General features: G+C 66.0%; 14 protein-coding genes and 2 pseudogenes. 3 read left to right on the top strand and 13 right to left on the bottom strand.

Annotated features, from left to right (window positions below):
- Positions 1 to 111: 111 nt before the first annotated feature.
- The 4 genes and pseudogenes from AKN84_RS31750 to AKN84_RS31735 form a co-directional block, all read right to left on the bottom strand.
- Entirely contained in the window at positions 112 to 882 is a 771-nt protein-coding gene (locus AKN84_RS31750) for an SDR family NAD(P)-dependent oxidoreductase (RefSeq protein WP_050424418.1), read from the bottom strand.
- On the bottom strand, positions 883 to 1680 hold the full coding sequence (locus AKN84_RS31745) for an SDR family oxidoreductase (RefSeq protein WP_050424417.1): 798 nt from the start codon (positions 1678 to 1680) through the stop codon (positions 883 to 885).
- Positions 1680 to 2919 (bottom strand): annotated as a pseudogene (locus AKN84_RS31740) (transaminase). Before AKN84_RS31740 ends, AKN84_RS31745 begins: the two are co-directional and overlap by 1 nt.
- Positions 2920 to 3062: 143 nt before the next feature.
- The gene (locus tag AKN84_RS31735; RefSeq protein WP_050424416.1) at positions 3063 to 4547 is read right to left on the bottom strand and encodes an aldehyde dehydrogenase; all 1485 of its coding nucleotides are present in this window, start codon (positions 4545 to 4547) and stop codon (positions 3063 to 3065) included.
- Positions 4548 to 4769: 222 nt separating this feature from the next.
- Here AKN84_RS31735 and AKN84_RS31730 point away from each other — a divergent pair, with 222 nt between their 5' ends.
- The 3 genes from AKN84_RS31730 to AKN84_RS31720 are packed head-to-tail and all read left to right on the top strand — an operon-like array spanning position 4770 to position 8058.
- Entirely contained in the window at positions 4770 to 6032 is a 1263-nt protein-coding gene (locus tag AKN84_RS31730; protein ID WP_050424415.1) for a Tm-1-like ATP-binding domain-containing protein, read from the top strand.
- Positions 6022 to 6693, top strand: a complete 672-nt coding sequence (locus tag AKN84_RS31725; RefSeq protein WP_050424434.1) for an HAD family hydrolase — start codon at positions 6022 to 6024, stop codon at positions 6691 to 6693. Before AKN84_RS31730 ends, AKN84_RS31725 begins: the two co-directional genes overlap by 11 nt.
- Positions 6694 to 6705: 12 nt before the next feature.
- Positions 6706 to 8058 (top strand): aminotransferase class III-fold pyridoxal phosphate-dependent enzyme, encoded by a 1353-nt coding sequence (locus AKN84_RS31720; protein WP_050424414.1) that lies wholly within the window; start codon positions 6706 to 6708, stop codon positions 8056 to 8058.
- Between the two features lie 109 nt (positions 8059 to 8167).
- Here the strand turns inward: AKN84_RS31720 and AKN84_RS31715 are convergent, their stop codons facing one another.
- The 9 genes and pseudogenes from AKN84_RS31715 to AKN84_RS31675 all read right to left on the bottom strand — a co-directional run bounded on the left by AKN84_RS31715 (position 8168) and on the right by AKN84_RS31675 (position 17985).
- On the bottom strand, positions 8168 to 8473 hold the full coding sequence (locus AKN84_RS31715) for a hypothetical protein (protein WP_050424413.1): 306 nt from the start codon (positions 8471 to 8473) through the stop codon (positions 8168 to 8170).
- Positions 8470 to 10482: a copper amine oxidase gene (locus tag AKN84_RS31710; RefSeq protein WP_128971303.1), complete on the bottom strand. Its 2013-nt coding sequence runs from the start codon at positions 10480 to 10482 to the stop codon at positions 8470 to 8472. The genes AKN84_RS31715 and AKN84_RS31710 overlap by 4 nt, the downstream gene beginning before the upstream one ends.
- Positions 10483 to 10547: 65 nt before the next feature.
- Positions 10548 to 11546, bottom strand: coding sequence for a branched-chain amino acid ABC transporter permease (locus tag AKN84_RS31705; RefSeq protein WP_244485620.1), 999 nt, complete (start codon positions 11544 to 11546; stop codon positions 10548 to 10550).
- A 26-nt stretch (positions 11547 to 11572) separates the two neighbouring features.
- Positions 11573 to 12439 carry a branched-chain amino acid ABC transporter permease gene (locus AKN84_RS31700; protein ID WP_050424410.1) on the bottom strand — a complete coding sequence of 289 codons (867 nt, stop codon included), beginning with the start codon at positions 12437 to 12439 and terminating at the stop codon, positions 11573 to 11575.
- An 18-nt stretch (positions 12440 to 12457) separates the two neighbouring features.
- Positions 12458 to 13156 (bottom strand): ABC transporter ATP-binding protein, encoded by a 699-nt coding sequence (locus AKN84_RS31695; RefSeq protein WP_050424409.1) that lies wholly within the window; start codon positions 13154 to 13156, stop codon positions 12458 to 12460.
- Positions 13143 to 13873, bottom strand: a pseudogene (locus AKN84_RS31690) (ABC transporter ATP-binding protein). The gene AKN84_RS31695 and the pseudogene AKN84_RS31690 overlap by 14 nt, the downstream one beginning before the upstream one ends.
- Before the next feature lies 1 nt (position 13874).
- Positions 13875 to 15191 carry an ABC transporter substrate-binding protein gene (locus AKN84_RS31685; protein ID WP_050424408.1) on the bottom strand — a complete coding sequence of 439 codons (1317 nt, stop codon included), beginning with the start codon at positions 15189 to 15191 and terminating at the stop codon, positions 13875 to 13877.
- A gap of 38 nt (positions 15192 to 15229) precedes the next feature.
- Complete coding sequence (locus AKN84_RS31680) at positions 15230 to 16318, bottom strand: CobW family GTP-binding protein (protein ID WP_050424407.1); 1089 nt, start codon at positions 16316 to 16318, stop codon at positions 15230 to 15232.
- Entirely contained in the window at positions 16318 to 17985 is a 1668-nt protein-coding gene (locus tag AKN84_RS31675; protein WP_050424406.1) for an amidohydrolase, read from the bottom strand. Before AKN84_RS31675 ends, AKN84_RS31680 begins: the two co-directional genes overlap by 1 nt.
- Between the last annotated feature and the right edge of the window lie 272 nt (positions 17986 to 18257).

Genomic DNA, 18257 nt, shown 5'->3' with positions numbered 1-18257 from the left:
CTGGCCGCCACACTCCGACGCCAATCGACCGTTCTGGGAGCGTTTTCGAGCGAAGTGGATCCCGGTTCGCGTGAAGAAAACGCGTCGTTCCGATTCACTCGGAACGCGGCTCTAGACCGCGCGATTCTGCGTCGGCGAGCGGCCACCGCCATCGGCGACCAGCACCGCGCCCGTCACGAAGGACGCCTCGTCGGAGGCCAGGAACAGACAGCATGCCGCGATCTCGGCGGGCTCGGCCATCCGTCCCAAAGCGATCCGCCGTTCGACGCCGCGAAACTCGGTCTCGGCGGTGGTGCCGTTCTGCTCCGCGAGCAGCTGCATTTCATAGGCGCTCATCGGTGTCCGCACCCAGCCCGGCGCCACGGCATTGGCTCTGACGCCATCGGCGCCGTGGGCGTAGGCCAGCGAACGTGTATAGGCGACGACGGCCGCCTTGCTGGCGGCATAGCTTGCGCTGTCCGGGCTGGCATTGAACGCGGCCACCGAGGCGATGTTGACGATCGAGCCGCCGCGCTGCCGCAGCAGCGGCAGGGATGCGCGGCAGACCCGCATCGTCCCCGTCAAGTTCACATTAAGCGTTTTGGCCCAAACCTCGTCGGAGACGCTTGCAGGCTGATCCGGCACGATCAGACCGGCGGCATTGACGACGATGTCGAGCCACGCGCCGCAGGCACCGACGGCTTTGGCAATGTCGTCCGGACGCGTGACATCGCCATGGACCGCCTGCCCTCCGCATTCCGCCGCAGCCTCTTGAAGCTCGGCATCCCCCAAACCGAACAGCACGACGCGCGCGCCGCTCAACGCCAGCAGAACAGCGGTGGCCCGGCCGATCCCGGTGGCTGCGCCAGTCACCAGCGCGGTCTTTCCGTCCAGCCGTGGCATCTAGACTCCCCACTGCCGCTCAACGGCGAATCCGGTCTCCGGCAAGGTCGAGCCGCCGTCGACGACGATGGTCTGGCCGGTGACGTATCTGGCTTCAACGGAGGCGAGGTAGAGCATCGCACAGGCGATGTCGTCCGCACTCCCCATGTGTCCCATCGGGATGAAGCGTTCGAGCTTCGCCTTGTTCTCCGGCGCGCTCATGGTGCCGCGGCCCGGCTTCTCGATGAAGCCTGCTTCGACGCCGTTAACTGTGATGCCGTCGCGGGCGAGTTCGAAGGCGGCGCCGCGGATGAACGCGTTCGCACCGGCTTTCGCCGCCGAGTAATGCGCGCCGCCGCCCATCGCAACGCGCGCGGACACCGAAGATGTCACGAGGATGCGCCCGAAGCGGTTGGCGCGCATGTGCGGGATTGCAGCCTGTGCAAGCCAGATGCTTGCGTTCAGGTTCAGCGCCAGCGTCTCGTCGAGCTTGGCTTCGTCGAGCTCCTCCAGCGAGGCCCACGGACAACCGCCGGCATTATGCACCACGATATCGAGCCGGCCGCATCTGGCGACGACATCGTCGACCATTGCACGCAGGCTGCCACGATCGAGCCTGTCGAACGGGACGCAATGCGCCGTCCGTCCATCAGCCGCCAGTTCGCGCGCCAGCGCCTCGGCGACGTCAGACGTGCGGTTGGCAATCACCACGGTCGCGCCGGCCTGCGCGAGCCGTGTCACGATGGCAGCGCCGATTCCCCTGCCCCCGCCGGTGACGATGGCGACCTGGCCGTCGAGATTGAACGGAGGCACCGGCATCAGATTGCTCCCGCTCCGCGCAGCAGATCGATGAACTGCGCGAACACCGCCGTGTGCTTGTCGACATCCCGCGCCGACGTCGCCGGACACATCAGCAGCATGGTGTGGAACGGCGTCACCAGAATGCCCTCGTTCATGTAGAACGCATGCAGCAAGGTCTCGAGATCGGGTTGCCGGCCCGCAATCACGTCGGCGCCACTGCGCGGCGGCTGCGGCATGAACATGATCTCGGCACGCGCGCCGATCTGCGTGACGTGCCAGGGCAGACCGGCCGCTCCGATCAGCCGGCGCGCCTCCTGCGCGAGCGAGGTCGCGGTGCCGATCATCCGCTCGTAGTTCGCCGAGGTCAGAACCTGCTCGAGCACCGCGCGCATGGTGGCGACCGTCAGCGCGTTGCCGGCGAGCGTGCCGCCGAAGCCGAGATGTGCGGACTGCCGCTCCCGCGGATTGACGTGAGGCACGAGCTTCCACAGCCGTTCCGCAATCTCCTGGCTGAGCCCGAACACGCCGGCGGGGATGCCGCCCGCGATCGCCTTGCCCGCGACGAAGATATCAGGCTCGAGCCCGTGGCTCGCTGTGTAGCCGCCCGGTCCGCAGGACAGTGTGTGGGTCTCGTCGATGATAAGGACGGTGCCGGCGCGCCGGGTCAGGTCGCGCAAGGCTGGTGAAACCGGGGTCGACCGGGATCATGCCGAAATTCGTCATCAGCGGCTCGGTCAGCACGCAGGCGACGTCGCCCTGCGCCAGCGCCGCCTCAACTGCCGCGACATCGTTGAACTCGACCACCCGGCTCACCGCATCATGGTCGATGCCGTTGGGATGGATCATGTTGCGCAGGCCGACCCGGCCGTCGCGGATCTCGACATGCGCCTCCTCGACGCCGCCATGATAGCAGCCGGAGAACACCAGCACCTTGCGCCGGCCGGTGATCATGCGCGAGATGCGGATCGCGGCGCGGTTGGCGTCGGTCGCCGACGTCGTCAGGGTCCAGTATTTCGGGCCGAAGCGGCGCGACAGCTCGGCGCCGACCCAGAGACTGTCCTCGGTCGGCAGCATCATGGTCGCGCCACGCTTGAGCTGCGCGAGCGCAGCCTCCGTCACTGCCTCGGGCGCGTGCCCGCACATGCCGCCGGTATCGCCGAGGCAGAAATCGATGTAGTCGCGGCCGTCGATATCCCGGATATGCGCGCCTTGCGCCTCTTCGGCATAAACCGGGAAGCCACCGGCCCAGCGCCGCATCCAATGCGACGGGCCGCCGTACAGATAGTGCTGCCGGCCTTCCTGCCACGCCGCAGCCGATCGCGGATGCAGAGTGCGAAAACGTTCCTGCTCGGCATCAAGCAAACGGTTCAGAACGCCTGCGCGTTCGGCGGCCAAAGATGTCATAGCGCGATCCAGGCAGTCTTGAGGTCGGTATAGGCGTCGAGAGCATGGAGCGACTTGTCGCGTCCAAAGCCGGATTGCTTGAAGCCGCCGAGCGGCACCGTGATGTCGGCGCCGCCATAGGCGTTGACGTGCACGACGCCGGCCTTGATGGCGCGCACCATGCGGTGTGCCGTCGACAGACTTCCGGTCCATACCGCTGAAGCAAGTCCATAGGGCGTCGCATTGGCGAGCGTGACGGCCTCGTCCTCGCTATCGAACCGCGTGACCGACAGCACCGGGCCGAACACCTCCTCGCGCCAGACCTCCATCGATGGCGTCACCTCGGCGAGGATCGCAGGCGCCATGAAGTTGCCGCCGCTCCCGGCGCGGATCTGCTCGCCGCCGATCAGCCGCTTCGCGCCCTGCGCTTCCGCGCGGGCAACCGCGCCGAGGTTCTTGCGCAACTGCACTTGGCTCGAAATCGCGCCGATATCGGAGGTCAGGTCGAGGGGATCGCCGACACGGAGCTTGGCGGTCGCGTCGAGCAGCGCATCCATGAAGCGATCATAGACCTGCGACTGCACCAGCAGCCGCGAGCCGGCGACGCAGACCTGGCCGGAGTTGCGGAAGATGCCGTTCGCAGAGACCTTGGCCGCATACTTGATGTCGGGCACATCGGCAAACACGATGTTGGGCGACTTGCCGCCAAGCTCGAGATGAACCCGCTTCAGGTTCGACCGCGCCGAGCATTCCAGCAGCCGTCGCCCGACCGCGCCCGAGCCGGTGAAGGCCAGCACATCGACATCCATATGCAGCGCGAGCGCCTCGCCGGCCGATGCGCCGCGGCCGGTGACGACGTTGAGCACGCCGTCCGGCAGCCCCGCCTCGGTCGCAAGCTCGGCAAGCCGCAACAGCGTCAGCGACGCCAGCTCCGGCGGCTTGACCACGACCGAATTGCCGGCGGCGAGCGCAGGAGCGATCTTCCACGCGCCGATCATCAGCGGAAAATTCCACGGCACGATCACGCCGACGACGCCGAGCGGCTCGCGATGCACCAGCCCGAGCACGTCGCCCGAGGTCGGCGCGATCTCGCCATACACCTTGTCGATCGCCTCGGCGTAATAACGAACAGTGCCCGCCGCCGATAGCGGCTCGGCCTTGTAGGCCATGCCGATCTCGGTGCCGTTGTCGCGCACACCGAGCACCGCGATCTCGAGAGCGTGCTGCTCGATGAGATCGGCGAACCGCAGCAGCACCTTCTTGCGATGCACGGGGGCCGCGCGCGACCAGCCGCCCTGCTCGAAGGCCTGCCGCGCCTGCTTCACCGCACGGTCGACATCGGCCGCATCGCCATCTGCGATGGTCGTCAGCACCTGGCCGTCGATCGGCGATACGACATCAAGCCGCGCCTCACTGACCGACTGCGCAGGTCTGCCGCCGATGAAGAGCTGCTGGGCCGGAATTGCGGCCGATCGGAGTTGATCGATCTGGGCTTGCTGCATGCGGGATCATTGTGACGGTGACGAAAGCTAATCCCGACCGGGATCGCTGGCATGGCGCAATCCTCGCCAAATCAAGGCCTTGGCAGCAATCAACCGATAGGTGGATGTCACCGCGGCTACTCCCCTCATAGCGTGATCGCACGATGGCCGAACGCTCTGCACGCTCGGTGCAAACCAGTCGCCCACGATCATTCACGCCTGCCGGCGAGCACTGACAAGGTCATGCCTGAGATTACGCAGCCCCGCATTCTCCTGATCGGAACGGGAGACACCAAGGCCGACGAACTGCTGTTCATGAGCGAGTGCATCGCGCGCGCCGGCGGCAGCACCATCATGATGGACATCAGCGTGCTCGGCGATCCGCCGTACCAGGCGGCGCATGACAAGCACGCGGTGGCGGCCGCCGCGCAAACCACGATCGCGGCGATTGCATCGAGCGGCGACGAGAACTCCGCGATGTCGCTGATGGCGATTGGCGCCGCAAATCTGGCGCGCGAGCTCGCTGGCGCCGATGCCATCGACGGCGTGATCGCGATCGGCGGCACCATGGGAACCGACCTCGCGCTCGACGTCGCTCAGGCGCTGCCGCTCGGCCTGCCGAAGCTGATCGTCTCGACGGTTGCGTTCTCGCATCTGATCCCGCCCGAGCGTGTCGCCGCCGACCTGATGATGATCCTGTGGGCCGGCGGCCTCTACGGCCTCAACGGCACCTGCACCGCCGTGCTGTCGCAGGCCTGCGGCGCGATCGTCGGCGCAGCGCGGAGCGCAATCAAGCCGCGCAAGGACCGACCGGTGGTTGCGATCACCTCGCTTGGCAAGAGCTGCCTGCGCTACATGGTGGAGCTGAAGCCGCAGCTCGAGCGGCGCGGCTACGAGGTGGTCGTCTTCCACACCACCGGCATGGGCGGCCGCGCGATGGAGTCGATCGCCGCGCAAGGCGGTTTCGCAGCCGTGCTCGATCTCAGCCTGCAGGAAGTCGCCAATCAGCTCACCGGCTCGGTGGTCAATTCCGGCGCAGACCGACTGGAGAATGCAGGCAAAGCGGGCATTCCGCAGATCGTCGCTCCCGGCGCGATCGACATGGTGGACTTCCCGACGTGGCTTGGGGTTCCGAACGAATTGTCGGATCGTCCGTTCCATGCGCACAACCGGCTGCTCGCATCGGCGACGTCGGGGGCAACCGAACGCCGCAGGATCGCGGGCGCGATTGCTGAGAAACTGGCCCGCGCCAGCGCGCCGGTCGCCTTCGTGCTCCCCGCCGGCGGTATCCAGCAATGGGACCGCGAAGGCGAGGCGCTGCACGAACCCGACGCCCTCGCCGCCTTTGTCGACGCGATGCGGTCGGCGGTCCAGCCGCCGGTCGAGCTGCACGAGATCAAGGAGCACATCAACAGCACGACGTTCAATGAAACCGTGCTCGGCATTTTCGACCGCTGGGTCGCGGCCGGCATCATCCGCCCCGGCCGCGCGACGGCTGCAGCATGACGCGGCCGCACGCCAAGCACTGGTGCTCGACTTCGGCGGTGTCATCTCGAAGACCCTGTTCGAGACCCATGATTTGACCGAGCGCGCACTCGGGCTCGCACCGTGCACGCTGAAATGGCTCGGACCGTTCGCGCCCGACAGCGATCCGCTCTGGGCGGCGATGCAGCGCGGCGAGATTTCCGAACGCGACTACTGGCTCATGCGCAGCCGCGAGGTCGGGCGCATGGTCGGCGAAGACTGGCACGACATGGAAACCTTCGTGAAACGGGCGCGCGGTGCCGATCCCGACACTGTGATCCGCCCCGAGGCGGCGCGCGCGATCACCCTCGCCGCCGACGCCGGGTTCCCGCTCGCGATCCTCTCGAACGAGCTCGACCTGTTTTATGGCGCGGATTTCCGCACCCGCCTGTCCATCCTCAAGCGCTTCGATACCATCGTCGATGCGACCCATACCGGGATCCTGAAACCTGACCCGCGCGCCTATCAAAGCGTGCTGGACGAACTGGGGCTGGAGGCAGACAATTGCGTCTTCGTCGACGACCAGCGCCGCAACATCACAGGCGCCGCCGCATGCAACATGCGCACGGTGCTGTTTGACGTGCGCAGCCCGGCCGCGTCCTACAGCGAGGCGCTGCGGCATTTCGGGCTGCAATTCGAATAAAAGAGAACGATCATGCGCGACAGAAACTTCCTGGTTGAGAACAACGCCAAGCCGATCTGGCATCCGATGGCCCATCCCGCCGAGATGCGGGCGCAGCCGCCGCGGATCGTGATGAAGGGCGAAGGCGTTCACGTCACCGACATCGACGGCAAGACCGTGATCGATGCGGTCGGCGGCTTGTGGAACGTCAACCTCGGCTACAGCTGCGATCCGATCAAGCAGGCGATCGCGGACCAGCTCAGCGCCCTGCCGTATTATTCCGGCTTCCGCGGGACTTCTAGCGGTCCCTCGATCGAGCTCGCCTACGAGCTCACCGAATGGTTCAAGCCCGAAGGCATGGTCCGCGCCTTCTTCACGTCCGGCGGATCGGACTCGGTCGAGACCGCGCTGCGGCTCGCACGGCAATACTGGAAGATCAAGGGCCAGGCCGACCGCACCAAGTTCCTGGCGCTGAAGAAGGGCTATCACGGCACCCATTTCGGCGGCGCGTCGGTCAACGGCAATGCCAATTTCCGCCGCAACTATGAGCCGATGCTGCCGGGCGTGTTCCATATCCCGGCGCCGTCGACCTATCGTAATCCCTTCAACGAGACCGATCCCGGAAAGCTCGCGCAGCTCTGCGCGGCTGCGATGGAAGAAGAGATCGCGTTCCAGGGCGGCGACACCATCGCGGCCTTCATCATGGAGCCGGTGCTGGGCGCCGGCGGCGTGATCGTGCCGCCGGACAGCTTCATGAAGCTCGTGCGCGAGATCTGCGACCGCCACGGCATCCTGATGATCGCGGACGAGGTCGTCACCGGTTTCGGACGCACCGGCGCGTGGTCGGGCTCGCGGCTGTGGGGCGTGAAGCCCGACATGATGACGATGGCCAAGGCGATCACCTCGGGCTATTTCCCGCTCGGCGCGACGCTGATCGGCGAAGCCGTCGCGGAAACCTTCGAGGCTGATGCGACAACGTTCGGCTCGATCGGCCATGGCTACACCTATTCCGGCCATCCGGTCGGCTGCGCCGCGGGCATTGCGGCGCTCGCCGAGACCCGCCGCCTCAAGCTCGACGAGAATGCCGCTGCGCGCGGCAAGGACCTTGCGCAGGCGCTGGCCGCACTCAAGGCCAAGCATCCGCTGGTCGGCGACGTCAGGGGCAAGGGCCTGATGGCCGCGCTCGAGCTGGTCGCCGATCGCGACAGCAAGAAGCCCGCCGACAAGAAGACGATGGCGAAGGTCGCAGATGCCGCCTACGAGGCCGGCGTGATGCTGCGCGTCTCCGGCAACAATCTCATCCTGTCCCCGCCTTTGATCCTCACCTCGCTGGATGTGAAGGCGATCGCCGAAGGGATCGACGCCGGCCTCTCAGCGGCCGGCTGAGACGCGTCATTGCGAGGAGCGATAGCGACGAAGCAATCCATATCTCCGCTTGTGGAGAGATGGATTGCTTCGCTTCGCTCGCAATGACGGGGATAGGGCTACGCGAAAATCATCTCGCACTCACGCAAGCGATCGCCCGCTCGAACGGCGCGCCATCCGCCTTGCCGCGGTCGAGGCAGTCGGCGAGCGATGCGGCCGACATTCTCTGATCCGTGCAGAAGATCCGCATGAAGTCAGCCGCGAGCGCTAGCTTGCGCGGCGCAGATTGGCGCTCCCAGTCGACGCCGCTCAGATAGAGCAAGGACGCATCGTCAACGCCGCTTTCGGCAGCAGCGCCGCGCGCGGCTGGCTGCGCGGCCAACAGCGCCAGCAGCGCACCGGCCATCGCGCCAAGGCGAGGCACGCGGCCGCTCATTTGCTCTCCCTGGCATTCACCATCGGCGGTACGTCGAGCGCGGGATTGCGGTCGAAGAAGTTGAACGGCCGCAGCCGGAAGCCATGCCAGAGGCCCGGCATCACGGGCCAATCCTCGGCGCGCGGCACGTGGCGGAAGCCGACCGTGTACCAGAGCACCAAGTCGCGATCCTCGATCGGCCGCTTCGCCGCGGTCCATTTCGGCAAGCCGTCGACCTCAGGGTTTTCGTTCGGATACATGCCCGCGGCGTAGCGCTCATCCCGGGCGTAGGCCGAGCTCCACAGCGTGTAGGCGCTGAAGCCTGCGCGCAACTGGATCGGATCGTCCTTGGCGAGCAGCGAGACGTCGGAATGGCCGGGCATGATCTGATAGCTGGTGCGATAGCCCTGCTTGTTGGTCTTGCCTGCACTCTCGATCCTGAACTGGGCGGCGCTCAGCGGCGTCGTGACCGGCCCTTCGGTCGCGACCGGCTTGGTGTCGACCTGCCACAGGCTCTTGCGCTGGCCCTGCTCCAGCCGGCGGACGCTGAAGCGATCCTCGACCAGCCGGTTCGAGGTGCCGTCGACGTCCATGTCGATCCGGAACGTCATGTAGTGATCGTGATTGACCGCGAGCAGCCGCTCGTCGACCAGCGTCCCATAGGCGGTATCCTGCGCGGCGGTCGGGTCGCTCAGTGTCTTGCTGGCGACGCCCTTGGTCGCATCGATGCCGTAGGCGCCGAGCCGGACGTCGATATTGCCGGCACGGTCGAACACATAGTCCACCAGGTAGTCGTAATTGCCGACCACCGGCGCCATCCGCACCACCAGCTCGTTGTTCGGGCGCACTTCGGCCGTGTTGTTGATCAGCTCGCTGTGGCGCCAGATCGGATCGCCGGTCGGGCGCTCGAAGATGCAGACCGCGCCCTTGGAGACGACCGGATTGCCCTTGGTGTCCGAGATCGTCAGGTCGAGGAAATGCGCGCCTTCGGGACAGTCGATGCCGCGCTGCAATTCGCTGGAGAGCACGCCAAAGCCGTATTCGCCGATATCCATATAGGCGCGGAACGACCAAGTCGGCGCCGGATCCATATAGGGCACGAACATCTCGCTCGCCGAGATCTGATAGGCGATGTCGCGGAAGGTGCCGTGGTCGTCGTAGCGGATCAGCGACAGCACCGCGCCGACGCGCGGCTCGAGGCGGACATGGAACGACCAATTGTCCCAGCGGACCTGGCCGCCCTCCACTTTCACATTACTGCCCTCGGGCGCGGTGATCTCGATCGGTTTCGGCGGCTTGCGGTATTTTCCGGAGTCGGCATAGGCGTGCGAAGGCGACTGCGGCGGCGGCGTCACCACGCCGAGATCGGTCACCGACAGCACCGTCTTGCTCTTGAGATCGACCTGGGCGACCAGATTCTCGATCGGCTTGCCCCAGAGATTGTTGGCAGCGCCCGTGGTGTCGACGCAGGGCACGTTGAGCAGGCGGCGGCCCTTCATGGCCGGGTCGCTCACCGGCCCGACCGTGAGCGGCAGGCACATGACGTTGTGGAAATCGGTGATGCCACGCTTGGCCATCGCCGCGATCCAGCGCGGGTCCTGCTTCGGCAGGTCGCCGGCGGACATCAGTTCGTCGATGGTCAGCGCGGCCTCATGATCGCTGACCTCGTCCCAGCCGACGAGGCTGCGCGCGGCGAGATCGATATGAGATTCGTAGAGATGCCCGCCGCTCAGCAGCGTCGCGTTCGCCCGGCGTGCGAACGGCTGTCCCGGCTTCCACGCCCGCACCTCGTCCTTGGGATCCTCGTCGACGGTCATCGAGACGACCCGCGCGGCATCGTCGAGCTTGCCGGCGCCACGGAGGATTTCGGTCACCGAACGGATCTCGTCCGTCGTCAACCCGTCCATCGGGTGCGTCGCGGCCGCCTGCGGCCACATCCTGCGCTCGGCCTGCGCCGGCAACGGCGCCGTCAACGTCGCCACGACCAGGCCGGCCACTGCCCATCCGCATCCCCGAAATACCAGAGCCATCACGCCCTCCACTCAAAGCCAGAACGGTCAGAATACAAGCAATGGTGACGGCGTGAAGGCCTGCTTCATCCGGTAACCCGTTCCGATGCGCCCGGCAGGATGGTGGCCGTGGCCGGACGCGGCGCGGCGCGGTGGACATCGAGCAGCCGCACGCCGAGGCGATCGCGCAAAGCCGGCCAGATGCCGCGCGGCGCCACGATCATCACGACGACGGCGATAATGCCGAGCCCGACCAGATACCAGCCGCCGGACAAGCCGAGCGGCCCGGTCATCAATTCGCGCAGACCGAAGAAGATGATGACACCGAGGATCGGGCCTTCCAGCGTCCCGATACCGCCGATGATCACGATGAACATCATGTAGACCGACCAGTTGACGTCGAATGCCGCGAGCGGCGCGATGAACAAATTGCCCATGAAGCTCAACGCACCCGCAAGCCCGCATCCGGCGGCCGAGAGCACGAAGGCGATGAAGCGGTTATGGCGGACGTCGACGCCGACGCTCATCGCCGCAAGATCATTGTCGCGCACACTCATCAGCCCGAGCCCGAAGCTCGAGGTCATCATCTTGTACAGCGCCGCGATGGTGACGAGCGTCAGGCCGCCGGCGAGCCAGAACATCGTCGGCTCGAACCAGTCGAAATTGATCAGCTTGCTGGTCGCGAGCGGCATGCCGGACGTGCCGCCGACCTCCTGCGACTTCATCGTGAACGCGCCGATGATCTCGGCAAACACCCACATCGCGATCGAGAAATAGGCGTCGCGCAGCCGGAACAGCGGAAACGCGATGATCGCCGCGACCGCGCCCGCCACCAGCGGTGCGACCGGCAGCACCCAGATCGGGGTGACCTCGAGCCAGCCCGAGGTCAGGAACAGCGCATAGGCGCCGAAGGCGATGAAGACCTGGTGACCGAGCGACACCAGTCCGGCATAGCCCGCGAGCAGGTTCCACATCTGCGCCATCGTCAGCAGCAGCAGGCATTCGGTCGCGAGCCGCAGGAAACCCTCGTTGAGCACGAAGGGCGCGCCGGCAATGAGCGCGACGAGCACGATGGTAGAGGCCATCAGAATTGTCCGCGTCGGCATCGGCGTCACACCCTGCTCGACACGAGACCCGACGGGCGGATCAACAGCATGATGAAGAACAAGAGGTGCGCGTAGAGCAGTCCCGCATTCGGATCGATCTTCAGCCCGATCAATTGCGCCATGCCGAGCGCGATGCCGCCGAGCAGCGCGCCCCAGAACGAGCCGAGCCCGCCGAGCACCACGACCTCGAAGGCGATCAGGAGCCGCTCCGCGCCCGAGAAGGGCGTGAAGCTCGAACGCACCGCGAGCAGCACGCCGCCGATCGCGCCGAGCGCCAGCGACAGGCCCATGACGTAGTTATAGACCCGGTCCGGCTTGACCCCGGACAGCCGGACGATGTCGCGGCGGTCAGCGGTGGCGCGCACGATCCGGCCAAACTCGGTATGGCGCAGCACCAGTTGCAGCGCCATGAACAGCAGTGCGGCGAGCACCAAGGTCAGCAGCGGCATGATGCCGATGTTGAGGCCGGCGATCTCGAGGCTGGCGCGGGAGAGCTCGCCGACCTGCAGGCTGCGCACGTCGGCGCCGAACACCTCGACCGTCACGTTGCGCAGGATCACCGAGACGCCGAAGGTCAAAAGCAGCGGCGACAGCGGATCGGGCGACGTCACGACCCGGTTGACGATGACGGCCTGGTAGAGCCATCCGACCGCAAAGGACAAAGCGATCACCGGAATCAGCATCAGCAGCGGCGACACCTGCGGAAACAGGTTGGAAAGCAGCACGGCGCAGAACGCGCTCAGCACCATGAACTCGCCATGCGCGATGTTGACGACGCGCATCACGCCGAACACCAAAGCGAGCCCGATGCCGAGCAGCGCGTAGAGCCCGCCCAGCAGGGCCCCGTTGATCAATGTCTCAACCCAGATCATGTTCGTTGCCAATCCTGGCTAGTTTCCGAAATAAGCGTGCGTCAGCTGCTCCGGCTGCAACCCTTGCGCCGGGCCGGTCAGCGACACCCGCCCCTTCAACAGGCAATAGATCCGCTCCGAGGTCGCGAGCGCCCGCTTGACGTCCTGCTCGACCAGCACGACGGCGGTGCCCTCGCGGCGGATGTCGGCAAAGGATCGATAGATCTGCTCGACCACGACGGGCGCGAGCCCGAGCGAAATCTCGTCGCACAGCAGCAGCCGCGGGTTCGACATCAGCGCGCGGCCGATCGCCGCCATCTGCTGCTGGCCGCCGGAGAGCTGGCCGGGAAACATCCGCCGCCGCTCTTCCAGGATCGGGAACAGGTCGAATACCCGCCGCAAGGTCCAGCTGCCCTTGCGCCGGTTCACCATGCCCATCAAGAGGTTCTCCTCGATGGTCAGCGAGTCGAACAGCAGGCGTCCCTCGGGCACCATGATGAGGCCGAGCCGCGACACCTGCTCGGCCGGCATCTGCGAGATGTCGATGCCGTCGAAACGCACCGCCCCGCGCCGCTCCTCGTTGAGCCCGACCAGCGCTTTGAGGAACGTCGACTTGCCGGCGCCGTTGGCGCCGACCAGCGCCACCGCCTCGCCGTCCGCGACGGTGAAGTTCATGTCGAACACGGCCTGGAGATCGCCGTAGAATATCTGCAGGCCGTTCACATCAAGCAACGCCATCGGCCTTCAATCCCATATAGATTTCGCGCACCACGGCGCTGTCCATGACGTCAGCCGGCGGTCCTTCGAGCACCTTGCGGCCGAAATCGAGCACCAGGATGCGGTCCGACACCGCGCGCAGCGCGTGCGGAATGTGCTCGATCCAGATCATGGCGTGATCGGCCTTCACGCCCTTGATGATGGCAACGAGGCGCTCGACCTCGGGCTCGGTCAGCCCGGCGGCGATCTCGTCGAGCAGGATCAGCTTGGGCTTCGAGGCCAGCGCTTGGCGAATTCCAGCCGCTTGCGGTCGATCAACGGCAAGGCGCCGGCGAGCTTGTCCGCCTTGGCGTCGAGCCCGGTCCGCTGCAACACCTGCATGGTCCAGCTCGACGCCGCCTCGCCATAGAGACCCGCGCCGTAGGACGCCGCGACCAGCGCGTTCTCATAGACCGACAGATGCGGAAACGGCTGCGGGATCTGGAACGCGCGCCCGAGCCCCATCCGCGCCCGGCGATGCGGCGGCAGGCCGGTTATCTCCTCGTCGTCGAGCATGATCGACCCGCCGTCGGCCGTGAGCAGGCCGACGATCAGGTTGAGCAGCGAGCTCTTGCCGGCGCCGTTCGGGCCGATCACGCCGAGGCACTCGCCGCGCGCCAGCTCGAAGCTGACATTGTCGGCGACCACGATCTCGCCGAAGCGCTTGAAGAGCCCGCTGACGCGCAGAAGCGGTGCCATCTCAAGCCAGCTTGGAGAGCAGCTGGAGATCGGCCTGCTTCGGAATGAACGGCGCCGTACCATTGTGCACGATCAGGAGCTCGTATTTCGACTTGCCACCCTTGCTCTTGCGCCATTGCCCGCCGGACAGCGAGGTCACCGCGACGTTCTTGATCGGCGTTCCCTTGAACTTCACCGGCCCGACCACCGTCTCCATGTCGAGACCCGCGATGGCATCGCGCAGCGAGTTCTTGTCCTTTGGATCGCTGTTCTGCAGTGCGGCGAGCGCAACCTCCCACAAGGCGTGGGCGTAACCGATCGGCTGAGTCCATTGCTTGCCCGTCGTCTTCTCCCATTCCGCGGCGAGTTCGGCAGCGCTCTGCCCGGTCAGCGACGACTTGAACGGATAGGCTGGCGTCCACCACACTTCGGTGGACATGCCGTCGCCGCGATCGCCGAGCGCGTTCACCGCACTCGGAAACAGGAACGCCGCCGCGACGGTGCAGATCTGCGGCTTGAAACCGGCCTGGGCGGCCTGGTTCCACAGCGTCACCCAGTGATTGCCGTAAGTGAAGCCCGAGACGATGTCGACGCCGTTGTTCTTGAACGACGACACCTGATTGGTGAAGTCGTCGGTCGCAATCTGGAATTTTCCGGCAGAGAATTCCTGATAGCCCGCCTGCGTGATGCCGCCGGGCAAACCGACCTTCGGGTCGGAGAACGCCTGGCCAGCGGGATTGTCGATATAGAGCGTGCCGACCTTCTTGTTGGTCTCGACCGACTGCCACATGCCGAGGAAGTTCTTCACGACATCATCGGCGCCCCAGAAGAAGTGATAGCTGTAAGGGAAGCCCTTATCGGGAGTCGACTTGCGCGGAAACATCCAGCCCTGCCACGGCACCATGGTCGAGATCGAGGGAATGCCGCGGGCATCGGCGAGCTCCTGCACCGGCGCCTGCGCGTCGCCGTCCTCGATCAGGATCAGGTCGCATTTCTCCCGCAGCACCAGCTCGCTCGCAACCACCGACGAACGGTTCGGATCGGATTGATTGTCCTTGAAGACAAACTCGACCTGCCAGGTCTTGCCGCCGATCTTGAGACCATCCTTGAGGCGGGCCTTGATGCGTTCGTGAATCCAGGTGTCGGGCTCGGCAAACGGCGCGCGGACGCCGGAGAGGCAACCGACCCAGCCGATCTTGATGGTGTTGCCGGCGGCGCGTGCGATGTTGACCAACGGCACGTTCATCGCGGATGCGAGACCGGTGGCGCCCGCGGCTTTCAGCAGCGTGCGCCGGTTGAGCCGGCCGGACGACGGGTTCGTCTTTGAATTCTCAGTCATGTCCCTCTCCCTGAAGCAGTGTCTGAAGTAAATTCCGCCTAGGCCGCGGATCGCTGGATCGCCGCAGGGCTCACCGCGGCAAATTTGCACAAGGTGTTCTCGATGATCTGGCGCGGGATGCCGCGCACGATGAAGACGAGCCGCGAGCGGCGGTCCGCCGATGGCCAGCCGGCAAGCGTGATCGGTGGATGGAACACATGCTGCACGCCGTGCACCACGATGGGCGTATCGGGCTGCTCGACGACATGTACGATCGCCTTGAAGCGCAGCAGGTCCTCGCCCCTCAGCGCCGCGACATAGTCGAGCCAGCGCGCGAATGCGTCGCGCTGGATCGGCTCGTCGATGATCAGGCTGTAGGACGATACGTCGGTGTCGTGCGCGTGGTGACCGTGGTGGTCGCACGCATCGCCATCGCAATCGTGATCTTCGTGATGGTGCGGTTCGTTGGCCGTCTGTGATGCCAGATCGAACCAGCGCACGACATCGGCGGACCGCCCAGCGGGGTCGAACATCCCGGCATCGAGCACTTTTGCCGGATCGACCACCCCATTCCGCACGCGGCGGCGCGCCGCGACTGGATTGATTGCTGCAAGTCGAGCATCAAGCCGCGCCAGCACATGGTCAGCAGTAAGGTCGGTCTTGGTCACGAGCAGCCGGTCGGCGACTGCAATCTGCCTGACGGCTTCGTCATGCGCCGCAAGCGTGTGCGCGCCATTGACGGCATCGACGGTCGCGACCACGCCGTCGATCCGGTAGCGACCGATGATATCGGGCGCGGTCATCAGCGTGTGCAGCACCGGCACGGGATCGGCGAGCCCGGTGGTCTCGACCAGCACGCGGTGGAACGGCGGGATCGTGCCGGCGGAGCGGCGAGCGGCGAGATCGGCCAGCGTCTCGATCAGATCCTCGCGCACCGAGCAGCAGATGCAGCCATTGTCGAGCAGCGCGAGACGATCCTCGCTGCTCTCGACCAAAAGATGATCCAGCGCCACCTCGCCGAACTCGTTGATGATGGCGACGACGCCATTCAGCTCCTTCTGGCGCAGCAGATGGTTCAGCACCGTGGTCTTTCCGCTGCCGAGGAAGCCGGTCAGCACCGTGACCGGGATCTGGTCCGCCGCTGCCATCACTTGCCCCGCTGGTAGACCTTGCGGCCCTCGAAGAAGGTCATCTCGACCCGCGTATCGGCAAGCTGATCCGGCGGGATGTCGAAGATCATCTGGTCGAGCACGATCAAATCGGCCGATTTGCCGACCTCGATCGAGCCGATCGACTGGCCGAGGCCGGCCGCGCGTGCGGCATCGATGGTGTAGATGTCGACCACGGTCGCAAGATCGAGCGCCTGCTCGGCCCACAGCGACTTGCCGGGAAAATCCCCGGTCGGATTTTGCCGCGTCACCATGCCCTCGATGCCCTGCCAGGGATCGGGGATCGGGATGACAGGCCAGTCCGAGCCGCCGGCGATCAGCGCGCCGGCCTCCTTCAAATCCTTGTTCGGCCAGAAGCGCTGCGCGCGCTCCTCGCCCATCGCGGCCTTGTGCGCCTCGAGGAAGATGGTCGGATACCAGATGATCGGCGACAGGTCGGCCGCGACGCCGAGCTCGGCGAAGCGCTTGATGTCATCGGGCGCGATGTAGCTCGCATGCGCGATCTGATGAATCAGATGGGTCGGGCCGCTGAAGCTGCGCACGACATCGATGGCATCGAGCGCCTGCGTCACCGCGGCATCTCCGGCGCAATGGATCTTCGCCGCCAGGCCGAGCTTCTCGCAACGCCCGAGCCAGCGGATCAGGTCCGGCACGGTCAGCATGGTCGCGCCGCGGAAGCAGCAGCCGCGCACAGGGTCTGCCACGTAGGGCTCGTGGAAGGCCGCGGTCTTGGCGCCGGGCACGCCATCGAGAAACACTTTCACATAGTCGGGTTTCACATGGGCGCCGCGATACTGCTCGCGCAACGCAAACAGCTCCTCGCCGGCCTTGCCGAACATGAAGCCGGGCTCGACCACCGGCATCGCGCAGACCGCCCAGGCGGTGAGTTCGCCGCGGTCGTCGAGCCCCTTCAGCGCCGCCATGATCGGCTGCATGCTGGCGGCGTCGATGAAGGCGGTGACGCCATAGGTATTCAGCACCGAGATCGAGCGCGCCACTGCCGCACGGTCCATCTCCGGCGTGTAGTGACCGGAGGCGGCGAGCGCCCGCTCGACTAGACCCGAGGCGGCCTCGATCATGATCCCGGTCAAGGTGCCGGTCTTGAGGTCGCGGCCGATCTCGCCGTCGGTCGGATCAGGGGTGTCGGCCTGCACGCCGGCGAGCCGCAGCGCCGCCGAGCTTGCCCAGCGATTATGATAGGTGTCGTCGCGCAGCACGACCGGGTGCCCGAGACACGCGGCATCCAGCAGCGCGCAGGACTCCGCGGTGTTCATCTCGTTCAGCAGATTGTTGCCGAACTGCCCGCCGACGATCCAGGCGCCGGGCGCAGCCGCCGACGCCGCCTTGTGCAGGGTCTCGGCGATCCTCGGCACACTGTCGGCGTTGGAGAAGCGCAGCTCGTAGAGATCGGCCTGCCCACCCATCATGATGTGATTGTGAATGTCGACGATCCCCGGCATCGCCATCCGTCCGCCGAGATCGACGGTTGCAGTCCCCTCGCCGATCAGCGACGCGACGTCGCGCTCCTCGCCGACGGCAATGAACCGGCCGGCCTTGACCGCCGCCGATGTCGCCCAGGGCTGCCCACGGTTCGACGTGTAGATCCGGCCGTTGCGGAAGACCGTGTCGGCGAATGTCCTGTTCATGCGGATCAACTTCTCGATTGGGAAGGCCTGAAGCGATCACTGTGCGGTGCACAGCGGCCGAACCGCGCACGACACCAGCGTGACGCCAAACGTTCGGCATGTCGGCATTTGGAACAATCCACCGTCCGGTGGATGCTCCGCCGCCTCCCGCAATGCGGGCAAGCGCCCCCCTCGGGATGACGGATCTATGTTCGTCATTGCGAGCGAAGCGAAGCAATCCATCGCGCGGCATGCGCGGGAGCATGGATTGCTTCGTCGCTATCGCTCCTCGC

Source organism: Bradyrhizobium tropiciagri (assembly GCF_001189845.1).
GTDB lineage: Bacteria > Pseudomonadota > Alphaproteobacteria > Rhizobiales > Xanthobacteraceae > Bradyrhizobium > Bradyrhizobium tropiciagri.
The sequence above is the reverse complement of the archived record's forward strand: the minus strand, read 5'-3'. Positions and strand labels throughout refer to the sequence as shown.

Coding starts and splice junctions, on each gene's coding strand:
- AKN84_RS31750 (WP_050424418.1), bottom strand. CDS start 882: ATGCCACGGCTGGACGGAAAGACCGCGCTGGTGACTGGCGCAGCCACC.
- AKN84_RS31745 (WP_050424417.1), bottom strand. CDS start 1,680: ATGCCGGTGCCTCCGTTCAATCTCGACGGCCAGGTCGCCATCGTCACC.
- AKN84_RS31735 (WP_050424416.1), bottom strand. CDS start 4,547: ATGCAGCAAGCCCAGATCGATCAACTCCGATCGGCCGCAATTCCGGCC.
- AKN84_RS31730 (WP_050424415.1), top strand. CDS start 4,770: ATGCCTGAGATTACGCAGCCCCGCATTCTCCTGATCGGAACGGGAGAC.
- AKN84_RS31720 (WP_050424414.1), top strand. CDS start 6,706: ATGCGCGACAGAAACTTCCTGGTTGAGAACAACGCCAAGCCGATCTGG.
- AKN84_RS31715 (WP_050424413.1), bottom strand. CDS start 8,473: ATGAGCGGCCGCGTGCCTCGCCTTGGCGCGATGGCCGGTGCGCTGCTG.
- AKN84_RS31710 (WP_128971303.1), bottom strand. CDS start 10,482: ATGGCTCTGGTATTTCGGGGATGCGGATGGGCAGTGGCCGGCCTGGTC.
- AKN84_RS31705 (WP_244485620.1), bottom strand. CDS start 11,546: ATGGCCTCTACCATCGTGCTCGTCGCGCTCATTGCCGGCGCGCCCTTC.
- AKN84_RS31700 (WP_050424410.1), bottom strand. CDS start 12,439: ATGATCTGGGTTGAGACATTGATCAACGGGGCCCTGCTGGGCGGGCTC.
- AKN84_RS31695 (WP_050424409.1), bottom strand. CDS start 13,156: ATGGCGTTGCTTGATGTGAACGGCCTGCAGATATTCTACGGCGATCTC.
- AKN84_RS31685 (WP_050424408.1), bottom strand. CDS start 15,191: ATGACTGAGAATTCAAAGACGAACCCGTCGTCCGGCCGGCTCAACCGG.
- AKN84_RS31680 (WP_050424407.1), bottom strand. CDS start 16,318: ATGGCAGCGGCGGACCAGATCCCGGTCACGGTGCTGACCGGCTTCCTC.
- AKN84_RS31675 (WP_050424406.1), bottom strand. CDS start 17,985: ATGAACAGGACATTCGCCGACACGGTCTTCCGCAACGGCCGGATCTAC.